The 21996-nt window shown below is 43.8% G+C and carries 19 protein-coding genes and 1 riboswitch; of the genes, 16 read left to right on the top strand and 3 right to left on the bottom strand.

The features are described from left to right. Nucleotides 1-100: 100 nt before the first annotated feature. A riboswitch (TPP riboswitch) is annotated at nucleotides 101-199 on the top strand. A gap of 172 nt (nucleotides 200-371) precedes the next feature. Genes thiC through thiH form a run of 6 tightly spaced genes read left to right on the top strand, consistent with a single transcriptional unit; the run spans nucleotide 372 to nucleotide 6801 of the window. After that, nucleotides 372-2288 carry a phosphomethylpyrimidine synthase ThiC gene (gene thiC / locus MHM98_RS00295; protein ID WP_239437001.1) on the top strand — a complete coding sequence of 639 codons (1917 nt, stop codon included), beginning with the start codon at nucleotides 372-374 and terminating at the stop codon, nucleotides 2286-2288. Then, complete coding sequence (gene thiE / locus MHM98_RS18885; protein ID WP_239437000.1) at nucleotides 2288-3850, top strand: thiamine phosphate synthase; 1563 nt, start codon at nucleotides 2288-2290, stop codon at nucleotides 3848-3850. Before thiC ends, thiE begins: the two co-directional genes overlap by 1 nt. Further along, entirely contained in the window at nucleotides 3843-4655 is an 813-nt protein-coding gene (locus tag MHM98_RS00285; RefSeq protein WP_239436999.1) for a HesA/MoeB/ThiF family protein, read from the top strand. Before thiE ends, MHM98_RS00285 begins: the two co-directional genes overlap by 8 nt. Further along, nucleotides 4648-4869, top strand: coding sequence for a sulfur carrier protein ThiS (gene thiS, locus MHM98_RS00280; protein ID WP_239436998.1), 222 nt, complete (start codon nucleotides 4648-4650; stop codon nucleotides 4867-4869). The genes MHM98_RS00285 and thiS overlap by 8 nt, the downstream gene beginning before the upstream one ends. A gap of 1 nt (nucleotide 4870) precedes the next feature. Further along, nucleotides 4871-5647, top strand: a complete 777-nt coding sequence (locus MHM98_RS00275) for a thiazole synthase (RefSeq protein WP_239436997.1) — start codon at nucleotides 4871-4873, stop codon at nucleotides 5645-5647. Further along, a complete protein-coding gene (gene thiH / locus MHM98_RS00270; protein WP_239436996.1) occupies nucleotides 5647-6801 on the top strand; it encodes a 2-iminoacetate synthase ThiH in 1155 nt (384 codons plus the stop codon). Before MHM98_RS00275 ends, thiH begins: the two co-directional genes overlap by 1 nt. A 21-nt stretch (nucleotides 6802-6822) precedes the next feature. Here the strand turns inward: thiH and MHM98_RS00265 are convergent, their stop codons facing one another. Continuing rightward, on the bottom strand, nucleotides 6823-7242 hold the full coding sequence (locus tag MHM98_RS00265; protein WP_239436995.1) for a GNAT family N-acetyltransferase: 420 nt from the start codon (nucleotides 7240-7242) through the stop codon (nucleotides 6823-6825). 94 nt (nucleotides 7243-7336) lie between these two features. Continuing rightward, complete coding sequence (locus MHM98_RS00260; protein ID WP_239436994.1) at nucleotides 7337-8653, bottom strand: Na+/H+ antiporter NhaC family protein; 1317 nt, start codon at nucleotides 8651-8653, stop codon at nucleotides 7337-7339. 263 nt (nucleotides 8654-8916) lie between these two features. On the opposite strand from MHM98_RS00260, the gene MHM98_RS00255 reads away from it, so the two are divergent. Both MHM98_RS00255 and MHM98_RS00250 read left to right on the top strand, forming a co-directional pair. Then, complete coding sequence (locus tag MHM98_RS00255; protein WP_239436993.1) at nucleotides 8917-9324, top strand: YccF domain-containing protein; 408 nt, start codon at nucleotides 8917-8919, stop codon at nucleotides 9322-9324. Nucleotides 9325-9425: 101 nt separating this feature from the next. Further along, a complete protein-coding gene (locus MHM98_RS00250) occupies nucleotides 9426-9842 on the top strand; it encodes a thioesterase family protein (protein ID WP_239436992.1) in 417 nt (138 codons plus the stop codon). 180 nt (nucleotides 9843-10022) lie between these two features. On the opposite strand, the gene rsmF is transcribed toward MHM98_RS00250, so the two are convergent. Continuing rightward, nucleotides 10023-11438, bottom strand: a complete 1416-nt coding sequence (gene rsmF, locus MHM98_RS00245; protein ID WP_239436991.1) for a 16S rRNA (cytosine(1407)-C(5))-methyltransferase RsmF — start codon at nucleotides 11436-11438, stop codon at nucleotides 10023-10025. Between the two features lie 197 nt (nucleotides 11439-11635). Between rsmF and MHM98_RS00240 the strand changes: the two genes are divergently transcribed. The 8 genes from MHM98_RS00240 to MHM98_RS00205 all read left to right on the top strand — a co-directional run bounded on the left by MHM98_RS00240 (nucleotide 11636) and on the right by MHM98_RS00205 (nucleotide 21991). Further along, nucleotides 11636-12115, top strand: a complete 480-nt coding sequence (locus MHM98_RS00240; RefSeq protein WP_239436990.1) for a GAF domain-containing protein — start codon at nucleotides 11636-11638, stop codon at nucleotides 12113-12115. 11 nt (nucleotides 12116-12126) lie between these two features. Next, a complete protein-coding gene (locus tag MHM98_RS00235; RefSeq protein WP_239436989.1) occupies nucleotides 12127-12411 on the top strand; it encodes a hypothetical protein in 285 nt (94 codons plus the stop codon). Next, entirely contained in the window at nucleotides 12412-13041 is a 630-nt protein-coding gene (gene proQ / locus MHM98_RS00230) for an RNA chaperone ProQ (RefSeq protein WP_239436988.1), read from the top strand. A 35-nt stretch (nucleotides 13042-13076) separates the two neighbouring features. Next, nucleotides 13077-15107: a carboxy terminal-processing peptidase gene (gene prc, locus MHM98_RS00225; RefSeq protein ID WP_239436987.1), complete on the top strand. Its 2031-nt coding sequence runs from the start codon at nucleotides 13077-13079 to the stop codon at nucleotides 15105-15107. Nucleotides 15108-15215: 108 nt separating this feature from the next. Continuing rightward, nucleotides 15216-16679, top strand: coding sequence for a Na+/H+ antiporter NhaC (gene nhaC / locus MHM98_RS00220; RefSeq protein WP_239436986.1), 1464 nt, complete (start codon nucleotides 15216-15218; stop codon nucleotides 16677-16679). A 77-nt stretch (nucleotides 16680-16756) separates the two neighbouring features. Continuing rightward, nucleotides 16757-19363, top strand: a complete 2607-nt coding sequence (pepN, locus tag MHM98_RS00215) for an aminopeptidase N (protein ID WP_239436985.1) — start codon at nucleotides 16757-16759, stop codon at nucleotides 19361-19363. A gap of 12 nt (nucleotides 19364-19375) precedes the next feature. Beyond that, nucleotides 19376-19597, top strand: a complete 222-nt coding sequence (locus MHM98_RS00210) for a DUF2835 family protein (protein WP_239436984.1) — start codon at nucleotides 19376-19378, stop codon at nucleotides 19595-19597. A gap of 318 nt (nucleotides 19598-19915) precedes the next feature. Then, on the top strand, nucleotides 19916-21991 hold the full coding sequence (locus MHM98_RS00205) for a DUF1302 domain-containing protein (protein WP_239436983.1): 2076 nt from the start codon (nucleotides 19916-19918) through the stop codon (nucleotides 21989-21991). Nucleotides 21992-21996: the final 5 nt, after the last annotated feature.

Below are 21996 nucleotides of genomic sequence, written 5' to 3'. Positions count from 1 at the left end.
AGCGGCTCAGTGGTCGCTTAGACTAAAAACTAGTAATTAATGCTTGAAACTGATGATTTCTTGCTTTTATACTAGCGCCACTTCACAGTTAAACTGTGATGAAATCTTGTCGGAGTGCCACTGGCTGAGACCGCAAATGCGGGATCCGTAGAACCTGATCAGGCTAATACCTGCGAAGGGAAACAAGAGCGAAACGTTGAACTGGTAAATACAATTAGGGGAAATGCGTCTGTGACGTGATCGCTTCTGGTTGTGGGCAAAATAATTCTCATCCCAAGAATTATTGTATTTGCGCTACCAATCCACCCTTGCACCTCTTGCCGTTTCTCCTGACAAGCATTACTCCCATAATAATTACAGGTGATGTTTGCATGGCTAGAATAGATAGACAAAAAGCGCAGCAATTTATTGATGAAATTTGCGGCCAACCCTTTCCAAATTCAGAAAAAGTTTACGTAGAAGGCTCACGCCCAGACCTAAAAGTCGGTATGCGTAAAATTCACTTAGCCGATTCTTTAGTTGGCGGTGATAAAAACAATCCCATCTTTGAACCCAACGAGCCATTGCATGTGTATGACACCTCGGGTCCATACAGCGAAGACAATGCCGATATCGATTTGCGCCGCGGCCTTGGTAAATTCCGTCGTGACTGGATCTTAGAGCGTGATGACACCGAAGAGCTTAGCGAAGTAACTTCAAGTTTTACCCAGCAGCGCATGGCAGATGAGGGCTTAGATCATTTACGTTTCGAAGAGTTACCGAAACCACGCCGTGCAAAGGCTGGTAAATGTGTGACCCAAAAGCATTATGCGATGCAGGGCATTATTACCCCAGAGATGGAATACATTGCCATTCGTGAGAATCAGCAGCGGGAAAAAATCCGTGATGAAGTGCTATTAGCCCAGCACAAAGGCGAAAGCTTTGGCGCAAGTATTCCCGAGAATATCACGCCGGAATTTGTGCGTGAGGAAGTGGCTCGTGGCCGCGCTATTATTCCAAATAACATTAACCATCCAGAATCTGAGCCGATGATTATTGGCCGTAACTTCTTGGTTAAGGTTAACGCCAATATTGGTAATTCGTCGGTGACTTCATCGATTGAAGAAGAAGTTGAAAAGCTTGTGTGGTCAACCCGTTGGGGGGCGGACACAGTAATGGATTTATCGACAGGTCGTTATATTCACGAAACTCGCGAGTGGATAGTGCGTAATTCGCCAGTGCCAATTGGCACAGTACCTATTTATCAGGCGCTTGAGAAAGTAAACGGCGTTGCTCAAGACTTAACGTGGGAAATCTTCCGTGACACGCTAATTGAACAAGCAGAGCAGGGGGTTGATTACTTCACTATCCACGCCGGCGTGTTATTGCGTTATGTGCCGATGACGGCAAAACGTGTGACAGGTATCGTATCGCGCGGTGGCTCTATCATGGCGAAATGGTGTTTATCGCATCACAAAGAAAGCTTCCTTTACACCCACTTTAGAGAAATCTGTGAGCTGTGTGCTCAGTATGATGTGAGCTTATCACTTGGCGATGGTATGCGCCCTGGTTCGGTGGCCGATGCCAACGATGAAGCGCAATTTGCCGAATTGGAAACACTAGGCGAGTTAACTAAGATTGCGTGGGAATACGACGTGCAGGTGATTATCGAAGGTCCTGGCCACATTCCAATGCACATGATCAAAGAGAACATGGACAAACAACTTGAGGTTTGTGATGAAGCGCCATTCTACACGCTTGGCCCACTAACTACGGATATTGCGCCGGGTTACGATCACTTCACCTCTGGCATTGGTGCGGGCATGATTGGTTGGTACGGCTGTGCCATGCTGTGTTATGTAACGCCAAAAGAGCATCTTGGTTTACCAAACAAGGAAGATGTAAAAGAAGGTTTGATTACTTATAAAATTGCGGCACATGCGGCTGACTTAGCCAAAGGTCATCCGGGGGCGCAAATTCGCGATAATGCGATGTCTAAAGCTCGTTTCGAGTTTAGATGGCACGATCAATTTAACATTGGTTTAGATCCTGAGCGTGCCCGTGAATATCACGATGAAACCTTGCCGCAAGAATCTGGCAAAGTTGCGCATTTCTGTTCGATGTGTGGTCCAAAATTCTGTTCGATGAAAATCTCGCAAGAAGTGCGTGATTACGCTGCTGAGCAAGAAACTATCAAAATACAATTGCTTGATGAAACTGTTGAGATTGATGCGGCTATGGCGCAAAAGTCGGCTGAGTTTAACGAGCAAGGTAGCGAGATTTACAAGTTAGCGAAAGAGGTTAACTAGTGAATAACACACCTATCGTGTGGTCAATTGGCGGCGTTGATCCAACAGCGCTTGCTGGCATTAGTGCGGACAACCGCGCTATTGCCGCAACGGGTGCCCATGGTGTCAATATTGTTACGTGCGTAACGGCGCAAAACTCCAATGCGTTTTTTAGCATTAGCGAAACGAAAATCGCGATGCTTGAACAGCAATGGACGGCGCTTATAGAGCAGTGCCCGCCAAGTGTGATTAAGATTGGCTTGCTCGCTAACACAGAGCAGGTGAATTGGCTCGCCGCTAAATTACAAGCATTGCGGGAAGTGGATAACAAACTGTGGGTGATTTACGACCCTGTGCTGCGGGCATCTGCTGATGCTGCGCCAGTGTACAACTCTATGCTCAAAGCTATTAGCACTCAGCTTATGCCGCAGGTTGACTTGTTAACACCAAATGCCATAGAAGCGATGAAGTTATACGGCGAAAAACCACAATCACTCGATGATTTAGCGCGTTATAGCCAAGCATTAAGCGATGAGTTTGCTTGCCAGGTGCTACTAAAAGGCGGGCATTTGGAAGATGTGTTGGACACCAATTCGCATTTGATGATAGATCATTACGCCAGAAGCGCAGCGCTTACTCGCAGCGAATACATCGCCGAGCCTGCTAAACAGTTTGTGTTATCACAACAGCTGACTCAGAGCGAAAATCGTCGCGGCAGCGGCTGTATTCTCGCTAGCCTAATTGCTGGCTTTGTGGCGCAGCAATATACCTTTTGTGATGCCATTACCTTTGCTAGTGGAATAATGCACAACGCCTATCGCGATGCTCAACCATTGGGCTATAGCAAAGGCGGCACACTGAGTTTAAGCCGTGATATTAGCGTTGATAACCTGCCGAAGATTGTCTCGTTTAATGAGATGAGTTGGCAGCAATTAGCCAGCTATGACTCTGCTTTTGCTCCGTGTCCACTTCAGCTTGGTCTGTATCCCGTAGTTGATAGCATCGATTGGTTAGAGCGTTTATTAAAGCAAGGCATTAAGACGATTCAGCTGCGGGCCAAGGACTTGCCTGAAATACAAGCCGAGCCTTTGATAATTCAGGCGATAGCCTTAGGGCAGCAATACAAGGCGCGCGTATTTATTAACGATTATTGGCGTCTTGCTATTAAGCACAACGCCTATGGTGTGCATCTCGGTCAAGAAGATATGGCTATTGCTGATTTGACGGCGATTAATCGTGCTGGACTTCGCCTAGGGTTGAGTACTCACGGTTTATTTGAAGCCTTGTGGGCAGCGCAGTTTATGCCAAGTTATGTGGCGCTGGGGCATATCTTTGCTACGCAAACTAAGGATATGCCATCGAAACCGCAAGGTCTTGATAAGCTTGCGGCGCAAGTGAATATCTTTAAAGGTGCCGTGCCACTTACCGCGATTGGCGGTATTAGCCGTGAGCGCGTGCCAGCCGTTGCGGCAACTGGTATTGGCAGTGTCGCATTAGTGACTGCCATAACTAAAGCGGATAATCCCGAGTTGGTCACTGACGAGCTTATAGCCTGTGTTGGCGAGGGCGCTGACCATGGCTGAGTTATTTAACGCAACGAGTTTGCGCAGCAGCGAATTTGAACGTTATTCACGACAGATCATGCTGAGCGATTGGGGCGAAGCAGGGCAGATTAAGCTTAAAAATAGCAAAGTCGCTATTGTTGGCTGCGGCGGCCTTGGCAATGTGGCCGCAAGCTATTTGGCGGGTGCAGGTGTCGGTCATCTTACCCTAATCGATGGTGATGATGTGGAGTTATCCAACCTGCATCGTCAATTAGCTTTTGATATCGATAGTTGCGATCTCAATAAGGCTGACGAGTTATGTCAGCGTTTGTTTAGTCAGAATGATGAAATCGATATTCATATCGAGCCACTTGACTTAGACCATGATTGCATCGATGAGTTATTAACAAACCACGATTTAGTGCTTGACTGTAGCGATAACTTTAATACGCGGAGGCTAGTGAATGGTTGGTGTGTTAAACAAAAAATGCCGCTACTTAGCGCCAGTGTGATTGGCTGGCAAGGACAGTTATTGCTAGTGGAAAGTGATGGCAACGGCCAACACGGTTGCTATCAGTGTTTGTTTGGTGCATCAAACACCGAACAGGAGAGTGCTGGAAACTGTAACTCCCTTGGCGTTAATCCCGCCATGGTCGGTGTTGTTGGCAGCTATCAAGCCAATGGCGCATTGCAATTTCTATTAGGTAAGTCCTCTCCCTTAGCCAGTCATATCACCCTTATTGACGGTCTAAGCTTTTCCGTAAATCAATTTATACGCGCAGCAGATCCAAGCTGCTCAGTGTGCAACACAGTTTGCAGTATGTCGGAGTTAGAACATGAGTGACCAACAAGCCTTTGTCTATTTAAATCAACAACAAAAAATTCCATTGGCGCAAGACAAAAAATTGCTTGCTGATGTACTAAAAACGATTGAGATTGATACCGCAACTTTAGCGGTGGCGGTAAACAATCAAGTGATACCGCGCGGTCAGTGGCCAAGTTATTCGCTGTGTGACGGCGATAATATCAATTTATTTGGCGCTATCGCTGGAGGGTAAAATGAGTAAGAGTGATTTATTAACGATTGGCGACAAGACATTTACTTCCCGACTATTTACTGGCACGGGTAAATTCGCCAGTGGCGACTTGATGATGGATGCCTTAAAAGCATCGAATAGTGAGTTAGTCACTATGGCACTCAAGCGTGTCGATGTCGCGGGAAAAACCGATGATATTTTAAAACCTTTGGTGGCAGCAGGTTTTAATTTACTGCCTAATACTTCTGGTGCTAAAAACGCTCAAGATGCGATTTTTGCGGCGCAGCTTACGCGTGAAGCGCTGGGGACTAATTGGATTAAATTAGAAATTCATCCAGATCCTAAGTACTTAATGCCAGATCCCGTTGAAACGCTAATGGCTGCGGAAGCGCTAGCGAAAGATGGCTTTATTGTTCTGCCATACATGCATGCCGATCCAGTACTGGCCAAACGACTTGAAGAAGTAGGTTGTGCAGCAGTAATGCCCCTCGGCTCGCCAATTGGTTCTAATAAAGGGTTAGCGTCTCGCGAATTTTTAGAAATTATTATCGAGCAGGCCAAAGTGCCTGTGGTAGTTGATGCAGGGATTGGCGCGCCATCAGATGCGGCACTGGCGATGGAATTAGGCGCAGATGCGGTGCTTGTGAATACCGCTATGGCGGTTTCACATCAGCCTGTTGCTATGGCTAAGGCGTTTGCCCAAGCAGTAGAAGCAGGGCGCAGCGCCTATCTTGCTGGTCTGGCGCCAAAGGCGCAGCATGCAATAGCCACCAGTCCACTTACCGGATTTCTTGATTAATGAGCAAGCACAGCGACGAAATGCAGCAAGATAGCTTCAGCGATCATGTGGGAATGGCAGATTGGCAACGCATGGCTAGTGACATTAACGCGGTTGATGAAAACAGTGTTGCGCAGGCACTAACTAAATCCCGAGCTAATCAGCGTTTATCACTCGATGATTTTAAAGCGCTTATCTCACCCGCCGCTGCGCCTTATTTGGAGTACATGGCGGCTGAGAGTCAACGCTTAACACAGCAGCGATTTGGTAAAACAATTCAGCTGTTTGTGCCGCTGTATTTATCCAACATGTGCTCGAATATTTGTACCTATTGTGGTTTTAGTATGGAGAACAAAATTCGCCGTACTACCTTAAATGTTGAGCAAATTCGCGCTGAAGCACAGGCGATTCGCGCCAAGGGGTTTGAGCACGTACTCATTGTGACAGGTGAGTCTGAGCGCAAGGTCGGTATTGAATATTTCGAGCAGGCATTAGGCGTGCTAAAAGAATATTTTAGCCATATCGCGATGGAAGTGCAGCCGCTTAAAGAAGACGAGTATCGCCGTCTGCATCAATTCGGTGTCGAAGCAATTTTGGTGTATCAAGAAACCTACCACCGTGAAAAGTACGCCAAATATCACCTTAAAGGCAAAAAATCAGACTTTGATTATCGCCTGCAAACGCCAGAACGAGTAGGACGCGCTGGGATTAATAAAGTGGGCTTGGGCTGTTTATTGGGGCTTGAAGATTGGCGTACCGACGCTTTTTATGTGGCTAAGCAATTACGCTTTTTAGAAAAGCAGTTTTGGAGCATGAAATTCTCGCTGGCATTCCCACGATTACGTCCTTGTGAAGGTGGCGGTGAAGTTAACTCGCCAATGAGCGAGCGAGAATTAGTGCAGCTAATTTGTGCTTATCGCATCTTTAATCAGCAGGTGGAATTATCGTTGTCGACTCGAGAGTCAGCAGTCTTTCGCAATAACATGATGGCACTAGGGATTACTTCAATGAGCGCCGAGTCGAAAACTCAGCCCGGCGGCTACGCTAATGACGATAAATCACTAGAGCAATTTAGCATCGATGACAACCGCAGCGTCGATGAGGTGGCGCAAATGATCACTGATAAGGGTTATCAAGTGGTGTGGAAGGATTGGCAGCAGGGGCTTGTTTCTTAAGCCTTGTTATGTTGAGCCACATTAAAGCGTTAGGCTCATGTAGTAAAACTTTTCGTCTTCTTTATCTACAGTAAAACCAACGCGGCTATAAAGCTTATGAGCTGCGCTGCGTTGGAATACTTTTAACTCGATAGTACTGCAATCCTGTTCCTTCGCCATATTCTTCACCAGTTCGATCACTTGTGCGCCATAGCCTTTGCTTTGATGGGCGCTGCCAATTTGAATATCACGCAGCTGACAAGTGTTATCGTCAAATGATAAACGCAGCACGCCAACTCGCTTACCATCGACTAGTATATCGTAATTATCTAGCGCCTTGGTGGCTTGATAAACATCATCTAGCTGCCAGTCAACATCATACATTTGATAATAGACTTGCATGTTGTCTAAAGTGAACTGTGCAGCTGCTTTGAGATCTGTGGTTTTGATTATTTCTATCATTGGCTGATGTTTCCTTACTTAGTCTATTTGAATTTGGCGCGCTAAATGATTTAAACGCGCACCAAACTTGCTTTCGGCATTGAGTTGATAGTTTTTATAAAATCATCGCCGCGGCAGTACCAAAGATAATCAGCGGAATATTGTAATGGACAAATGTTGGCACTACGGTATCCCAAATATGATCGTGTTGGCCATCGACATTTAAACCTGAGGTTGGACCCAAGGTAGAGTCTGAAGCTGGAGAACCTGCATCACCGAGAGCGGCAGCTGTGCCGACAAGGGCAGCGGTGGCTAATACCGAAAAGCCAAATGATAAACACAGCGGCACATAGATAGCGGCAATAATTGGGATAGTAGAAAATGACGAGCCGATGCCCATGGTGATTAATAAACCGATTGTGAGCATCACCACTGCGGCGAGCAATTTGTTATCGCCAATCACGGACGAGAAGCCGCTAACTAATGATTCGATATCGCCTGTGGCTTTCATTACTGTGGCAAAGCCTGCTGCTGAAATCATAATAAAACCTATGGTGCCCATCATTTTTACGCCGCTGGTAAATATGTCTTGGGTTTCGCTAGGCTTGAATACACCGCCAATGGCAAAAATAACCAGACCGACAATAGAGCCAGCGATAATAGAGTTGCTATAGCGTTGAATCACTAATGCCGCCACCATAGCCACTAATGCAGCAATAATGTAGCGCGGGTTAAAGCTTGTTTGTTGCTGCGTAAATTCAAAGTCCTGACTCTGATAGCTGCGTGGTTTGCGATAACTAACGAATAGTGCAAACAGTAAGCCTAGGAACATACCACCCACGGGAATAGCCATCACAAAGGGAATTTGTGAAGCAGTAATTTCTAGGCCATTGTTATTTAGGTTCTTCAGTAGCAACTCGATTAAAAACACCTGACCAAAACCGTATGGCAGTAACATATAGGTACCTGTTAAACCAAAGGTCAGGGTACAAGCGATAGCGCGGCGATCGAGATTAAACTGATTGAAAATACCTAACAGCGCTGGAATCAAAATCGGAATAAAGGCGATATGAACAGGAACTAGGTTTTGCGAACTAATGGCTGCGAGCAAAATTACGCTAAATAGAATCGCCTTAACCATGGTATGTGAACCATCAGCTTTACGGCCAAGAGCGCCGATAATCTTGTTGGCGAGTAAGTCAGTCACACCAGAGCGGGCAATGGCAACGGCAAAGGCACCTAGCATTGCATAATCAAGGGCGATTGGCGCACCGCCGCCAAGGCCTGATTTGAAAGTATTAATGGTTTCTAACAGTGGCATACCACTGTAGAGACCGCCAACAATGGCACTGATGATCAACGCGAAGACTACGTTAATGCGGCACAGCGACAGCACTAACATCAGCAGTACTGCTAATACAACTGCATTCATATCTAACCTTTTATTTTTATTATTAAATTTTAAACGACAGCAATATAACGTGGATCGCTGCTGAGGGAAACTCTTAATCTCGCCATGAATCGCTAATCTGAATTTGGTTAAATTGACTTAACGTTGGCATATTATGTCAAGGGCCCAAAGATGGAAATGAATATATTTTTAATAATCAGTATATTAAAAGTTGGTTTCGTCTTTGCAATAACTGGCACATGAGTCATTGATGGCTTAGTAATTTGTATAAGCAAGGAGATAACATGAGTTTATTGCGATTAATTTTAAACATTGCGTGGTTTTTATGTGGCGGCGTATTAATGAGCTTGGCGTGGGTATTAGCGGGTATTGTCGCTTGTATCAGTATTGTTGGTATTCCATTTGCGCGTTCTTGTTTCGTGATTGCTCGCATGGCGTTATGGCCGTTTGGTCACGACATTGAAAATCGCGAATACGTGACGAGGCAACATGATATAGGCACAGGCTCTTTGGGGTTGGTTGGTAATGTGGTGTGGTTTATCTTCTTCGGCTGGTGGTTGAGTTTAGGTCATTTAATTCACGCCGCGGTATGTTTCGTCAGTATCATAGGTATTCCATTTGGTATTGTGCATTTGAAGTTGGCAATGCTTAGCTTTGCGCCTATCGGACAAACGGTTGTTCCTGTTCGATAAACATATTTGAAATAAGAAAGTTTGAAATGAGAAAGGCACTGTTACAGTGCCTTTTTTTTGTGTTACATTGCGTTCAAACAATTGTTTAAATGGAATGGAAGATGACTGAAATCGCAGTTCGCGGCTATCACTTAGATGGTTATCAGCACGTTAATAATGCGCGTTATTTAGAATTTTTAGAAGAAGCGCGTTGGGAATGCATGGGTGAGGAAATCGAGGTATTGGTAAAACACAATGCAGGATTTGTTGTCGCCAACATTAATATTAATTATCGTGCGCCAGCATTATTGCATCAGCATCTCGTGGTTGAGACTAAGCTCAGTAAAATTGGCGATAATAGCGGGGTAGTGTCTCAGGTGATCCGTTGTAAAGAAACAGGGAATGTCGTGACGGATGCACAAAGTACCTTTGTGTTGTTTGATATGAAGAAGCACTGTGTCATGCCAATCATAGGGGAGCTACGCGACTGCTTAGAAAATTGTCAGCGGCGATTAGCACAACAAGTCCCTAACACGTAACTACATGCTCCACAGATGAAAAAAGAGCTCGGTACTATTCCTGTACCGAGCTTAGGGGAATCATCTCAATTAATCTGTTTACAAGGAGAAAAACTGAGGTTACTCCTTTAGCCTAGTCCATATTTTGACCTTTGTTGGTTATTTTGTAATCTTTTTTCGCAGTGGCGAGCGTATAGAAAATTACAGTTGGACATGGTCGCTAACAAGATGGCGTGGTAGCTTGTTTTTAATCTTGTTATTAACCCATTTACCCAGACCAACTGCAGCTCCCGCATAACCTAAAACAACTTCGCCTTTGTGTTTGTTCGGATTGTCGATTGCAATGTCTTGTCCTCTGAGGAATAGCTGGTATTGCTCTCGTGTCAGTTCAACCTCAATTTTGCCCCAGATACAAATCGCATCGTGATTGATCACGTTATGTTTTTTGCCAAGCTCTATCAGTTTTACCCCGTGACGCGCAAAACGCATTTTATTCGTCAACGTCTCGCAACCTACTGGGAAATACCAAACCTCGTCTTGGCGACTCATTAAATTGCCGGTGAAATTAGTGGTATCCATCATTGGCGCTAGAAGCTCCATTGTCGCTGCTGATTGCTTTTTAGATAATGAGGAGAACGAAAATTTGCTTTTAAACGATGGCTCGTTTGAGCAGTTTGTAGCGACGGCCTTAGTAAACTTGGCGACAAAGAATCCTTCGCTATTATAAATTTGCGGCCAAATGTGTAAATAACCTTCATTGGTTGCTGACTTTTCTGCGCCTTCAAAAAGCCCACTTAAAGAAACAACTTTTGCGTTGCCTGCAAACTCGTCTAATAACCATTGGCATACACCTTGGTTTTCGAGGCCGTTAAGGGCACAGGTTGAATAAACTAACTCGCCGCCGGGCTTAAGCGCCATAAATGCTGAGCGTATTAGTGATTTTTGCAGCGCTGTTACTTCTTCTAAATGGGCGAGACTCCAGTTTTTGAAGGCATCGCTATCTTTGCGTACGGTTCCTTCGCCGCTACAAGGTGCGTCTAGCAAAATTGCATCGAATTGATTTTCTAAATAATCGCCATGCACGCTGCCATCGAAATGACTAATTAGCGTATTGCTTATACCTAGGCGTTGAAGGTTGGCATGTAATGCTTTGACACGGCTTGATGAGAATTCGTTAGCAACTAATAAACCTTTGTTATTCATTAGCGTCGCTATTTGAGTAGTTTTTGAACCTGGCGCAGCGGCTAGATCTAATGCGTATTGTGGTGTTTCATCGAGATTTTCGAAAAGCGCAGTTGGAGGCAACATTGAGCTTGCTTCTTGAATGTAAAACAAGCCAGCTAAATGTTCGGGTAATTTACCGGGCGCGGTGGCATCTTCTGCCAGCTCTACCCAATAACCGTCTTCACACCAATCAACTGGCGAAAATTGCCAGCCGAGCGGTTCCATTAATGCCATAAAATTGTCATGACTTATCTTTAAGCTATTTACACGAATGCTAAAACGCAGTGGTTGTTGGCAATAATGTACCAAGTCGTCGATAGATAAATGACTAGGCAGTGTATTGCTAATTAACTCGATAAATTCGGCGGGGAGTTGATGATTAGTGTCAGTCATGGGCAATTGCGATTGATAAAAGTCGCGCTATTGTAACCAAATCTTGAGGCTGGTGACAGAAAAGCGGCGCATTCATCAGCATTATTGGTGCTAAAATGCGCAATAGACACCGCAATGTCGCCTAAAGGCTCTTTTCATTTAAACTAACTTAGGTATAGTAGCGTGCAATTCGCTTTAAATTTATTAGAGAAAGTTTTTTGAATACAGATTATTCCCTCGTTGCACGCCAGATCGAAGCCCTTATCGACGGCGAGTTAGATGCCATTGCAGTTTTGTCCAATGTATCTGCCATTCTCAATGAGTCTATGGATAACATTAACTGGGTTGGTTTCTACTTTATGAAAAACAACCAGTTAGTTTTAGGTCCGTTCCAAGGTAAAGTTGCCTGTTATCGCATTCCTTTAGACAAAGGCGTATGTGGTAAAGCAGTTTCAACAAACAGCATTCAGCGCATTGCCGATGTTCACGCGTTTCCGGGACACATTGCTTGTGATAGCGCCTCTGAATCTGAAATTGTTTTGCCGTTGGTTGTGAATGGTAAAATTATTGGTGTGCTAGACATTGATGCACCAATCTTAGATCGCTTTAGTAGCGAAGATGAAGCAGGTTTAAAGGCCTGTGTTGATGCATTAACAACTCACCTTGCTAAGTGCGACCTTGAAGTGATCAGTAATTAGGAAAATAATTAATGATGTACGACAGAGTTGATATTCACCAATTTCTATTTGAGCCAAGTGAAGTTGGCGAGTGGGAAGGTGAAGAAGAGCTAGCCGCAGAAAATATTAATCGAATTTATCATCATTTGTTTAGTGTTATCGATGAGTCAATCGACCTCGATCTTTTTATGCAGATGATTGATGCCGTATGGCCATATTGGCAATATCAGCCAGGCCTTTTAGAAGTGGACGATGAGCTCATTGCACACTTTGTAACATTTTTAATTGAAGAATTTGAAGTAAACTCGGAAGAATAAATGACTACTACAGTTAAACTAACAGACAATAAGGCAATCATTGCTATGCTGGCTGAAACTTTCCCAGCATGTTTTAGCGTAAAGGGTGAAGCAAAACCTTTAAAAATTGGCTTATTTCAAGAGCTTAGTGAACGTTTAGCAGATGATGAACGCGTAAGCAAAACTCAACTTCGCGGCGCTATTCGTCATTATACGACGAGTTGGAGATACCTACGTTGCATTAAAGCTGGCGCAAAACGCGTTGATTTAGATGGTGTAGAAGGCGATGAGTTAGAGCAAGAGCATATTGACCACGCAGCACAAACACTGGCACAGTCTCAAGAGAAAGCTAAAGCACGTGAAGCGGCTAAGAAGGCAGCTAACCCTGAAAAGGCTAAGAAAGCTAAGCCTGCAGCACGCGCTAAACACGCAAGCAAAGTTCGCTCAAGCAAACCAGCAGCTAAAGTGTTAACTGGTGAAAAAGTTGATGATATCAATGCACTAAAAATTGACCAATCAGTATTGGTTAAAGTGGCATCAGCGCCAATGAGTGGAACTATTGTTGATATCGCTAAGTCAGAAGTTAAAGTCGCATTGACTTCAGGTATGGTTATTAAAGTAAACGTTGACCAAATTCTGACAAAATCGTAATAATAAAAATTTAAAATTTAGCAAGGAGATTTTATATGCTAAACCGTATAACGTTAGGAATTATTCCATTAATGTTAGCTGGACAGGCGCTTGCCATCGACAGCAAATACAAGATGGATGAAATTCCTAAGTTAGCGCCAGAACCGCAACATAAAGTCTCCACTACACGCCTGACGGGATTATTCACCCGCACTCACTTCAAGCCGTTTGATCTTAACGACGAATTCTCACAAAAAATCGCCAAGCGTTATATCGATAACTTAGATTTTAATAAATCGCTATTTACTCAAGCCGACATCGATAGCATGAAAGGCATAGATAAATCGCTTGATGACATGCTCAACGCCGGTGATGTTAGTGCGATTTACGATATGTACGAACTGGGTATGAAGCGTCGTTTTGAGCGCTATCAATATGCATTGTCGTTGCTTGATAAGCCAATGGATTTTACGACTGAAGACGAATATGTTTACGATCGTGAAGATGCTAACTGGGCTAAAGATAATAAAGAGCTAGATGAGTTATGGCGTCAGCGCGTTAAATACGATGCATTAAATTTAAAACTCGCTGGAAAAACTTGGCCAGAAATTCAAGAAGTATTGGCTAAGCGATACAACAATGCATTAAAACGTATTACTCAAACTAATAGTGAAGACGTTTATCAAGTCTTCATGAATTCATTCTCTCGCGCTATCGACCCTCATACGAGTTATTTATCACCGCGAAACGCCGAGCGATTCCAAGTTGAAATGAGCTTGTCGCTTGAAGGTATTGGTGCGATGTTGCGCTCAGAAGACGACTACACCATTATCACCGAGTTAGTGCCTGGCGGCCCTGCGGACAAGAGTGAACAGCTTGCGCCGGATGATAAGATTATCGGTGTTGGCCAAGGTGAAGAAAAGATTGTTGATGTAGTCGGCTGGCGTTTAGATGACGTTGTTGACCTCATCAAAGGCCCTAAAGGCTCAACTGTTAAACTCGAAGTGATGTCTGGTAAGGTCGGTGGCTTAAACAGCTCACGTGTCGTTGCAATCGAGCGCGACAAAATTAAGCTGGAAGACCGCCAAGCTAAACTGGAAATTATCGAATCGAAATTACCAGAGTACAAAAACCGCCGTTTAGGCGTGATTGATATCCCAAGCTTTTACGTTAATTTAACCCGTGACGTTAAAAAACTTATCGTTGAAGCGAAAGAAAAGGGCGTTGAAGGATTAGTCATCGACTTGCGCAACAATGGCGGCGGATCGTTGCCTGAAGCCATGGCGCTGAGTGGCTTGTTTATCGACCAAGGACCTATTGTTCAGGTTAAAAATGGCGAAAATCGGGTAGATGTGAAATACGATCCTGACAATACCACTTTTTATGACGGCAAGGTGTCAGTATTGGTAAACCGTTACAGTGCATCGGCGTCAGAAATTTTCGCCGCAGCACTGCAAGATTACGGCCGCGCCTTAGTACTTGGTGAACAAACCTTCGGTAAAGGGACAGTACAACAGCATCGTGGACTAAGTCGTATTTACGATTACTACAAGAAACCGATCGGTTATATCACTTACACCATTCAAAAGTTCTACCGTATTAATGGCGGTAGTACTCAAAATGAAGGTGTTACGCCAGATATTTTATTTCCGACACCAATAGTCGCCGATGAGTTCGGTGAGATTGTTGCTGATAACACACTGCCATGGGATAGCATTCCTAAAGCGCGTTACAAAGTGGTTGGTGAAGTCAGCCCATCAAGCTTTAAACCTTTATCAGACAAACATCTGAAGCGTATCGCCAATGAGCAAGAATTCGTGTTTATGAACGAAGATATTGCCCGTTATAAAGCAGATAAAGATAAAATGAGTGTTAGCTTAAATGAGAAGGTGCGTAAGAAAGAGCGTGCTGAGTCTGAAGAGCGTTCATTAACTCGTGCTAATTTACGACGCAAAGCGCAAGGGCTTGAGCCGGTTAAGTCACTAGATGAACTACCAAAGAAATCACCTGCGCTAGATCCTTATTTGGATGAAGCAGCTAACGTAACCTTTGACTTTATTGATCTCGGTAAAATCGCCAAGCGTTAGTTTTCAAACGCACTAATGACAAAGGCCGCTTTATGCGGCCTTTTGACGTAGAAGCTCGGCAACATATCTATGGTTGCCATTTAAAATAACAATAATAATTGGAAAGTTATGAATTCACAGATCAAACAGCCATCACTGTTGGATGCTTTTGCTCCCGTTTTATTGATGGTCACCTTATTAGGCGGCGCCGTTTATTATTTTGGCGATTCATCATCATCTGGTGCCAACCAAATTGCTTTATTATTAAGTGCTGGTTTAGCTGCCATTATCGGTATTAAAAACGGTTTTAAGTGGAATGATATTGAAGCGGGAATAATCAAAGGCATTAGCTTGTCAATGACCGCTATCTTGATCTTGTTAGCTGTTGGTTCCTTGATTGGAACTTGGTTATTGTCGGGTACAGTACCGACGATGATTTACTTTGGCTTGCAAATCCTTTCACCATCATTCTTCTATGCGGCAAGTTGTATTATTTGTGCCATCGTTGCTATTAGTATTGGTAGTAGTTGGACTGTTGCTGCCACTATTGGTGTCGCCTTGATGGGGGTTGCTGGTGGCTTAGGTGTGTCATTACCTATCACAGCGGGCGCTATTATTTCTGGCGCTTACTTTGGTGATAAAATGTCGCCATTATCTGACACGACAAACCTTGCACCTGCTGTTGCGGGTACTGATTTGTTTACCCACATCCGTCATATGGCGTGGACGTCGTTCCCTAGTTTTCTTTTTGCGTTAGTGGTATTTGCTATTTTAGGTATGACTGAAACTAGCAGTGCAGAAGCAACGCGTATTAGCCAATTGAGTGATGGCCTAACCAGCAAGTTTACCATTGCTTGGTACATGATAATTCCCTTACTTATCACATTAACTTTAGCCCTTAAAAAAGTACCTGCATTTCCTGCAGTATTCATTGGCGCGTTAGTTGGTGGATTATGGGCGGTGATGTTCCAGCAAGAATTAATTGCTGAATTGGCTGGCGAAGGTCTATCAACTTTTGGTGCTAACGTAACCATGATTTGGACGGCGATGTTCGATGGTGTATCAATTGATACCGGCGATAAAGACTTAAATGATTTGTTATCTGGTGGTGGTATGTCATCAATGCTAACAACCATTTGGTTGATTATTACGGCGATGGTATTTGGTGCTGTGATGGAAAATGTTGGTCTGTTAAAACGCGTTGTTGATTTAGTGGTAGGTTACGCACAAAAAGCGTCATCATTAATTATCACCACGATAGTAACAGCCTTTGGTAGTAATTTATTGACCGCCGACCAATACATTTCTGTGGTTATGCCTGGTCGTATGTTTAAAGATGAATACGAAAAACGCGGTTTAGCGCCTGAGAATTTATCACGTGCCCTCGAAGATGGCGGTACTGTAACCTCTGCACTAGTGCCGTGGAATACCTGTGGCGCTTACATGCAATCGGTACTCTTAGTCAGCCCATTAGAATACGCTGTGTTCTGTGTCTTTAACTGGGCAAGCCCGATCTTCGGTATTATTTTCGCCATCCTCGGCTTTAAAGTTAAAAAGCTAGTTACTAAAGAAGAAACTACTGCAACAGCGTAATTTAAATAACCATTAATATTTGATATAAAAGCCTGAGTTTCTCAGGCTTTTTTATGCCCAATTTCTAAGGACGAATAATGTCTCAAGACACGACCCAATATTTAAAAGATTACCAGACACCAGACTTTACTATCGACACTATTGATTTGGTGTTTGAGCTTAATGAAACTGCGACCGTGGTAACTGCAACGTCGCAAGTAAAACGATTGCGCGATGGCGCTGCGCTAGCGCTTGACGGAGAAGATTTAGAGTTACTTTCGGTAGCTATTAACCAACACGCATTAGAAGCGGGTCAGTTTGAGATTAGCGCTGGTAAGCTAATTATTCCTGATGCGCCAGAAGAATTTGAACTCACGGTAGTTACCCAAATCAATCCGAGTGAAAATACCAAACTAGAAGGTTTGTATCTCGCAGGTGATGCATTTTGTACCCAATGTGAAGCTGAGGGCTTCCGCCGCATTACTTATTACTTAGATCGTCCTGATGTGATGGCGATATATACAACAAAGGTAATTGCTGATCGCGATAAGTATCCTTATTTATTGAGTAATGGCAATAAAGTGGACAGCGGTGAGCTAGATGGTAATCGTCACTTTGCAACGTGGAATGATCCACACAGAAAGCCAGCTTATTTGTTTGCTTTAGTCGCAGGGGACTTTGACCTGCTCGAAGGTGAGTACGTCACAAAATCTGGCCGTAAAGTAGCGCTAGAATTTTTCGTCGATAAAGGCAACAAAGAAAAAGCGGTTTACGCACTGGGTGCACTACAACGCTCGATGAAATGGGACGAGGAGCGTTTTGGCCTTGAGTATGATCTTGATATCTACATGGTCGTGGCCGTTGATTTCTTCAATATGGGCGCTATGGAAAACAAAGGACTTAACGTTTTTAATAGCAAATACGTACTCGCGGATCGCGAGAGTGCAACCGATAAAGATTTCCATGGCATTGAGTCTGTCATTGGCCATGAATACTTCCACAATTGGACTGGCAACCGCATTACCTGTCGCGATTGGTTTCAATTGAGCCTAAAAGAAGGCTTGACGGTATTTCGCGATCAAGAATTTAGCTCTGATTTAGGCTCTCGCGCCGTCAATCGCATCGATGCGGTGAAAATTATACGCTCTCATCAGTTTGCTGAAGACGCAAGTCCAATGGCGCATCCGATCCGCCCACAAGCTGTGATGGAAATGAATAATTTCTATACGGTGACGGTTTATAACAAGGGCGCCGAAGTGATTCGAATGATCCACACCTTGCTCGGTGAAGAGAACTTCCAAGCGGGTATGCGTGAATACGTCAAACAGTTTGATGGTATGGCGGTGACCTGTGATGAATTTGTAAATGCGATGGCGACTGGCTCTGGCATAGATTTAACGCAATTTAAGTACTGGTATGAGCAAAAGGGCACACCTGTCGTAAGTGCTTCTCAGCGTTATGATGCATCATCACAAACTTTATCGTTAGACTTCAAGCAAGTTTTCACTGGCTTAGATGATGAACACGCTTTGCAGATCCCAGTTAATGTTGAACTAATCACGCCTGATGGCCAAGTGCTTGAGGGTGACAACAAAGCGCAAACCTTGTGTCTAACGAGCAAGGCGCAGACATTTGAATTTAACGACGTACCTCAGGGCACTGTTGCCGTTTTACTTGGCGACTTCTCAGCGCCAATTAAGCTTGAGCGCGAGATGGCAGCAGAAGATCTCGTTCATACATTGTCATACAGCCAAAATGACTTTTCTCGTTGGGACAGCGCGCAGCAACTTCTGACGCAGATTATTCTTGAAAATAGTAAGCAGCAGACAATGTCATTACCAGCCAATGTTATCGACGCTGTTAATATTGTGCTCAACGATAAAACAACAGATCCGGCGTTGGTTGCTTTAGCGGTAGAGCTTCCTGCTGATATGGCGTTATTTGAATTAGAAACGCCGATTGATGTCGATGGTCTATTAGCTGCTAAACAATTTGTTAAACGCGAAATCGCTAAACAATGTGGTGATGCCTTGTTGGCGCGTTACCAGAGCACTGCGCAATCTCTGGCCGAGAGTAGTGTTGCAGAGAGTGCTCAAGGCAGTGGCCTACGTGCGTTAAAACTCGTTTTAACCAGTTATCTTTGTGCTGGTGATGATAGTGCCAAACTTAAAGTAGTGAATGAATACGTTGAAACACAGTTCAATAACGCAAATGAAATGACCGAATCAATCAATGCACTTGCGGTGGCTTGTCAACACCAGCTCCCTTGTTTTGACGGCTTATCGAATACTTTTGCTGAGCGCTGGAAATATAATGGCTTAGTAATGGATAAGTGGTTTATGACAATTGGCCAGTGGCCTAGCGATGACGCGCTAGAGCAGTTAGCATTGGCCAAACAGCAGCCAAGTTTTAGTTGGCACAATCCAAATCGCGTGCGCAGTTTAATTGGCGCTTTCGCTCAGGCTAACGCTAAGCAGTTCCATCGTATTGATGGCAGTGGCTATGAGTACTTAACCGACCAATTGATTAAGTTAAACGACATTAATCCGCAAATAGCGGCACGCTTAATAACGCCATTATTGTCTTGGCATAAGTTCGATAAAACTCGCGCTAGTTTAATGAAGCAACAGGTAGAGCGGCTTGCTAATTTACCAGCATTGTCGAAAGATTTAACCGAGAAGGTTACTTTGAGTTTGACGCAATAGGCGACACGTTTTATGAATAAGTACTATTTTTCGATAAATTTAAGCTATGAGCGTTTTCTGCCATTCTATCAGGGGGTTGTTGATACGGTGCAGGTTGTTGACGACGCAAATCGCCGCATCGACTTACCAGCAAAACATTTTCGTCAGTATCTCACAAGGGATGGAATTGTCGGTAGATTTGAGCTTATTACGCAAACTGATGGAAAATTTATCGCGTTAAATAGAATTTTTTAGAGTATTTACTTTAAACGTTAGTGCGAATTTAAAACACGCCCTACAAAGTGGTACGTTTTGTAATTCGCTTTAAAATCATTGTGTTATGTAAATAAATGCAGCGTATTCTACTAAAATCGTAGGCGCTGCATTTTTTTTTAAATGGCGGGTTAGGTTTTTTGCTCTATTTTTAAGAAAACTTTAGATAAATCAATCAAAACATCGGTTGCAGGGGGCGTTTAATTACTGTAAAAAATAACGTTAGCTGATTGTATTAGTGTCAAACTAATACAAATTAAAAAATAACAATAATCCTAAATGGAAAGTGGAGAAAGCTACATGAACGTGTTTAAAAAATCCGTGCTAGCCGTCGGTATAGGTGCTGCTATCAGCGCTTTAACTGCACCCAGTGCGCAAGCGGTAACTTTCAACTGGGGCGATATCGAGGGTAGTTTTAACTCTACTTTCTCATACGGTAGCTCTTGGCGTGTAGAAAAGCGCGATTTTGATAATCAAGTGGGTATCGTAAATAACCCTCACAATGGTTTAGATTGGACTGGCTACACAGCCTTCGGCAATACTAAATACCTCTCATCTGAGCTATTCGCGATGGATGGCTCATATTCAAGTAACGGCGACTTAGCAAACCTAGCATGGTCGAAAGGCGATGCTTTTAGCCAAGTTGTTAAAGGCCTGCATGAGCTTGATCTTCGCTATGAGAATTACGGCGTATTCATTCGCGGTATGTACTTCCATGATTTCGCCCTTGACGGTGAATTAGATTACCAACGCGAATTACAAATCAACGGTCAAGATCGCGGTATCGATTTATGTCGTGACAAAGAAGCTGATGAGCGTTTTTGTTCTGATATTCGTTTATTAGATGCATACTTCACGGCAGATTGGGATTTTGGCGATACGCCAGTATCTTTCCGCATCGGTCAGCAAGTAATCAGCTGGGGCGAAAGCGCGCTAATTTCTCACGGTATCTCAACCATCAATGCAGTTGATTTAGGTCGTTTACGTACCCCAGGTGCTGAATTAAAAGAAGCATTTATTCCACAAGGTATGGCATGGGTGTCGGCTGGTTTAACTGAAAACCTATCGATGGAAGCGTACTACCAATATGAATGGCAGGGCACTGTAGTTCCTGCGGCTGGTACTTACTTTGCGTCAAATGATTTTGTTGCTGGCGGTGGTAAATACAGCGCAATTCAACTTGGTTTTAACGGTAATCCAGACATCGATGGCGATTTCTTAATTTCTGAATTAAACAAGCTAAGTGGTATGGTTGCCTCAGGCCAAGTACCTGCTGAAACACTAACTTCATTAATGTTGGCCTATCCAACGAAAGTGGCGATCCGTAGTAATGACATTAAGCCAGAAGATGGTGGTCAATACGGTTTGAAATTCGCTTATCAATTTGATGACGCAGAATTAGCATTCTACTACATGAATTATCACAGCCGTCGTCCACTGATTTCAGGTCAAGCGTCTGATTTCACTGCAGCTGCTATCCAACATGATTTAGGTGTTCTCGGTAATGCTGCCGCAACCGGTGGTGTTAATTACGATACGCTGGAAGAACTCGATACGTTTACTAAAGCTAAAATTGTATTTCCTGAAGACATTAAATTATTTGGTTTAAGTTTCAATACTGTGCTTGGCGATACGTCTTTTGCCGGCGAAATCTCTCACCGTCAAGATGAAGCGCTTCAAATAGATGATGTAGAATTATTATTTGCAGCAATGCCACAACAATTAGCGAACTCTGACGTCGAAGCTATTCAGCGTTTAGACCTTGATGGTATTTCACAAATGAGCGGTTTGACCTATCCGTTCAAAGAAGGCGATTCTGTTCCACCTGGTGCTTTGGCGAATGGCTATGTGTTAGTTGATACTACGCAAGCACAATTCAACCTAGCACACCTATTTGGCCCAACGCTTGGTGCGGATAACTTAACGTTATTTGGTGAGTTCGGTGCGGTGTGGATCCACGATATGCCAGATCCAGATGTATTACGTCTAAACGGTCCTAATACTGCGCGTTCAGGCGGCAATCCAGCAATGCCAGGTATTATTCAATTAGTGCATAACGGTCCAGAAACCAATCCATTCCCAACGGATTTTGCATGGGGTTACCGTTTAGTCGCTAAGACGGATCACAATAACGTATTTGACGGTGTTAATGCTTCTGTTAAGTTAGTATTCTCGCATGACGTGAAAGGTATTACACCAGATCCAATTTTCCTATTTACCGAAGGCTCTAAATCGATGGCTGCATCTGTTGATTTTGAATATCAAAATCGCTGGACGGCATCTATCGGTTATAACTCTTTCTGGGGTGGTAAAGGCACCATCAATACTATGGAAGATAAAGATTTCGTTTCATTTAGCATTAAATATTCAATCTAACGGGT

It is taken from the genome of Psychrobium sp. MM17-31, from assembly GCF_022347785.1.
In the GTDB taxonomy this organism is placed as follows: domain Bacteria; phylum Pseudomonadota; class Gammaproteobacteria; order Enterobacterales; family Psychrobiaceae; genus Psychrobium.
This window is presented reverse-complemented; position numbering and strand designations above follow the sequence as displayed.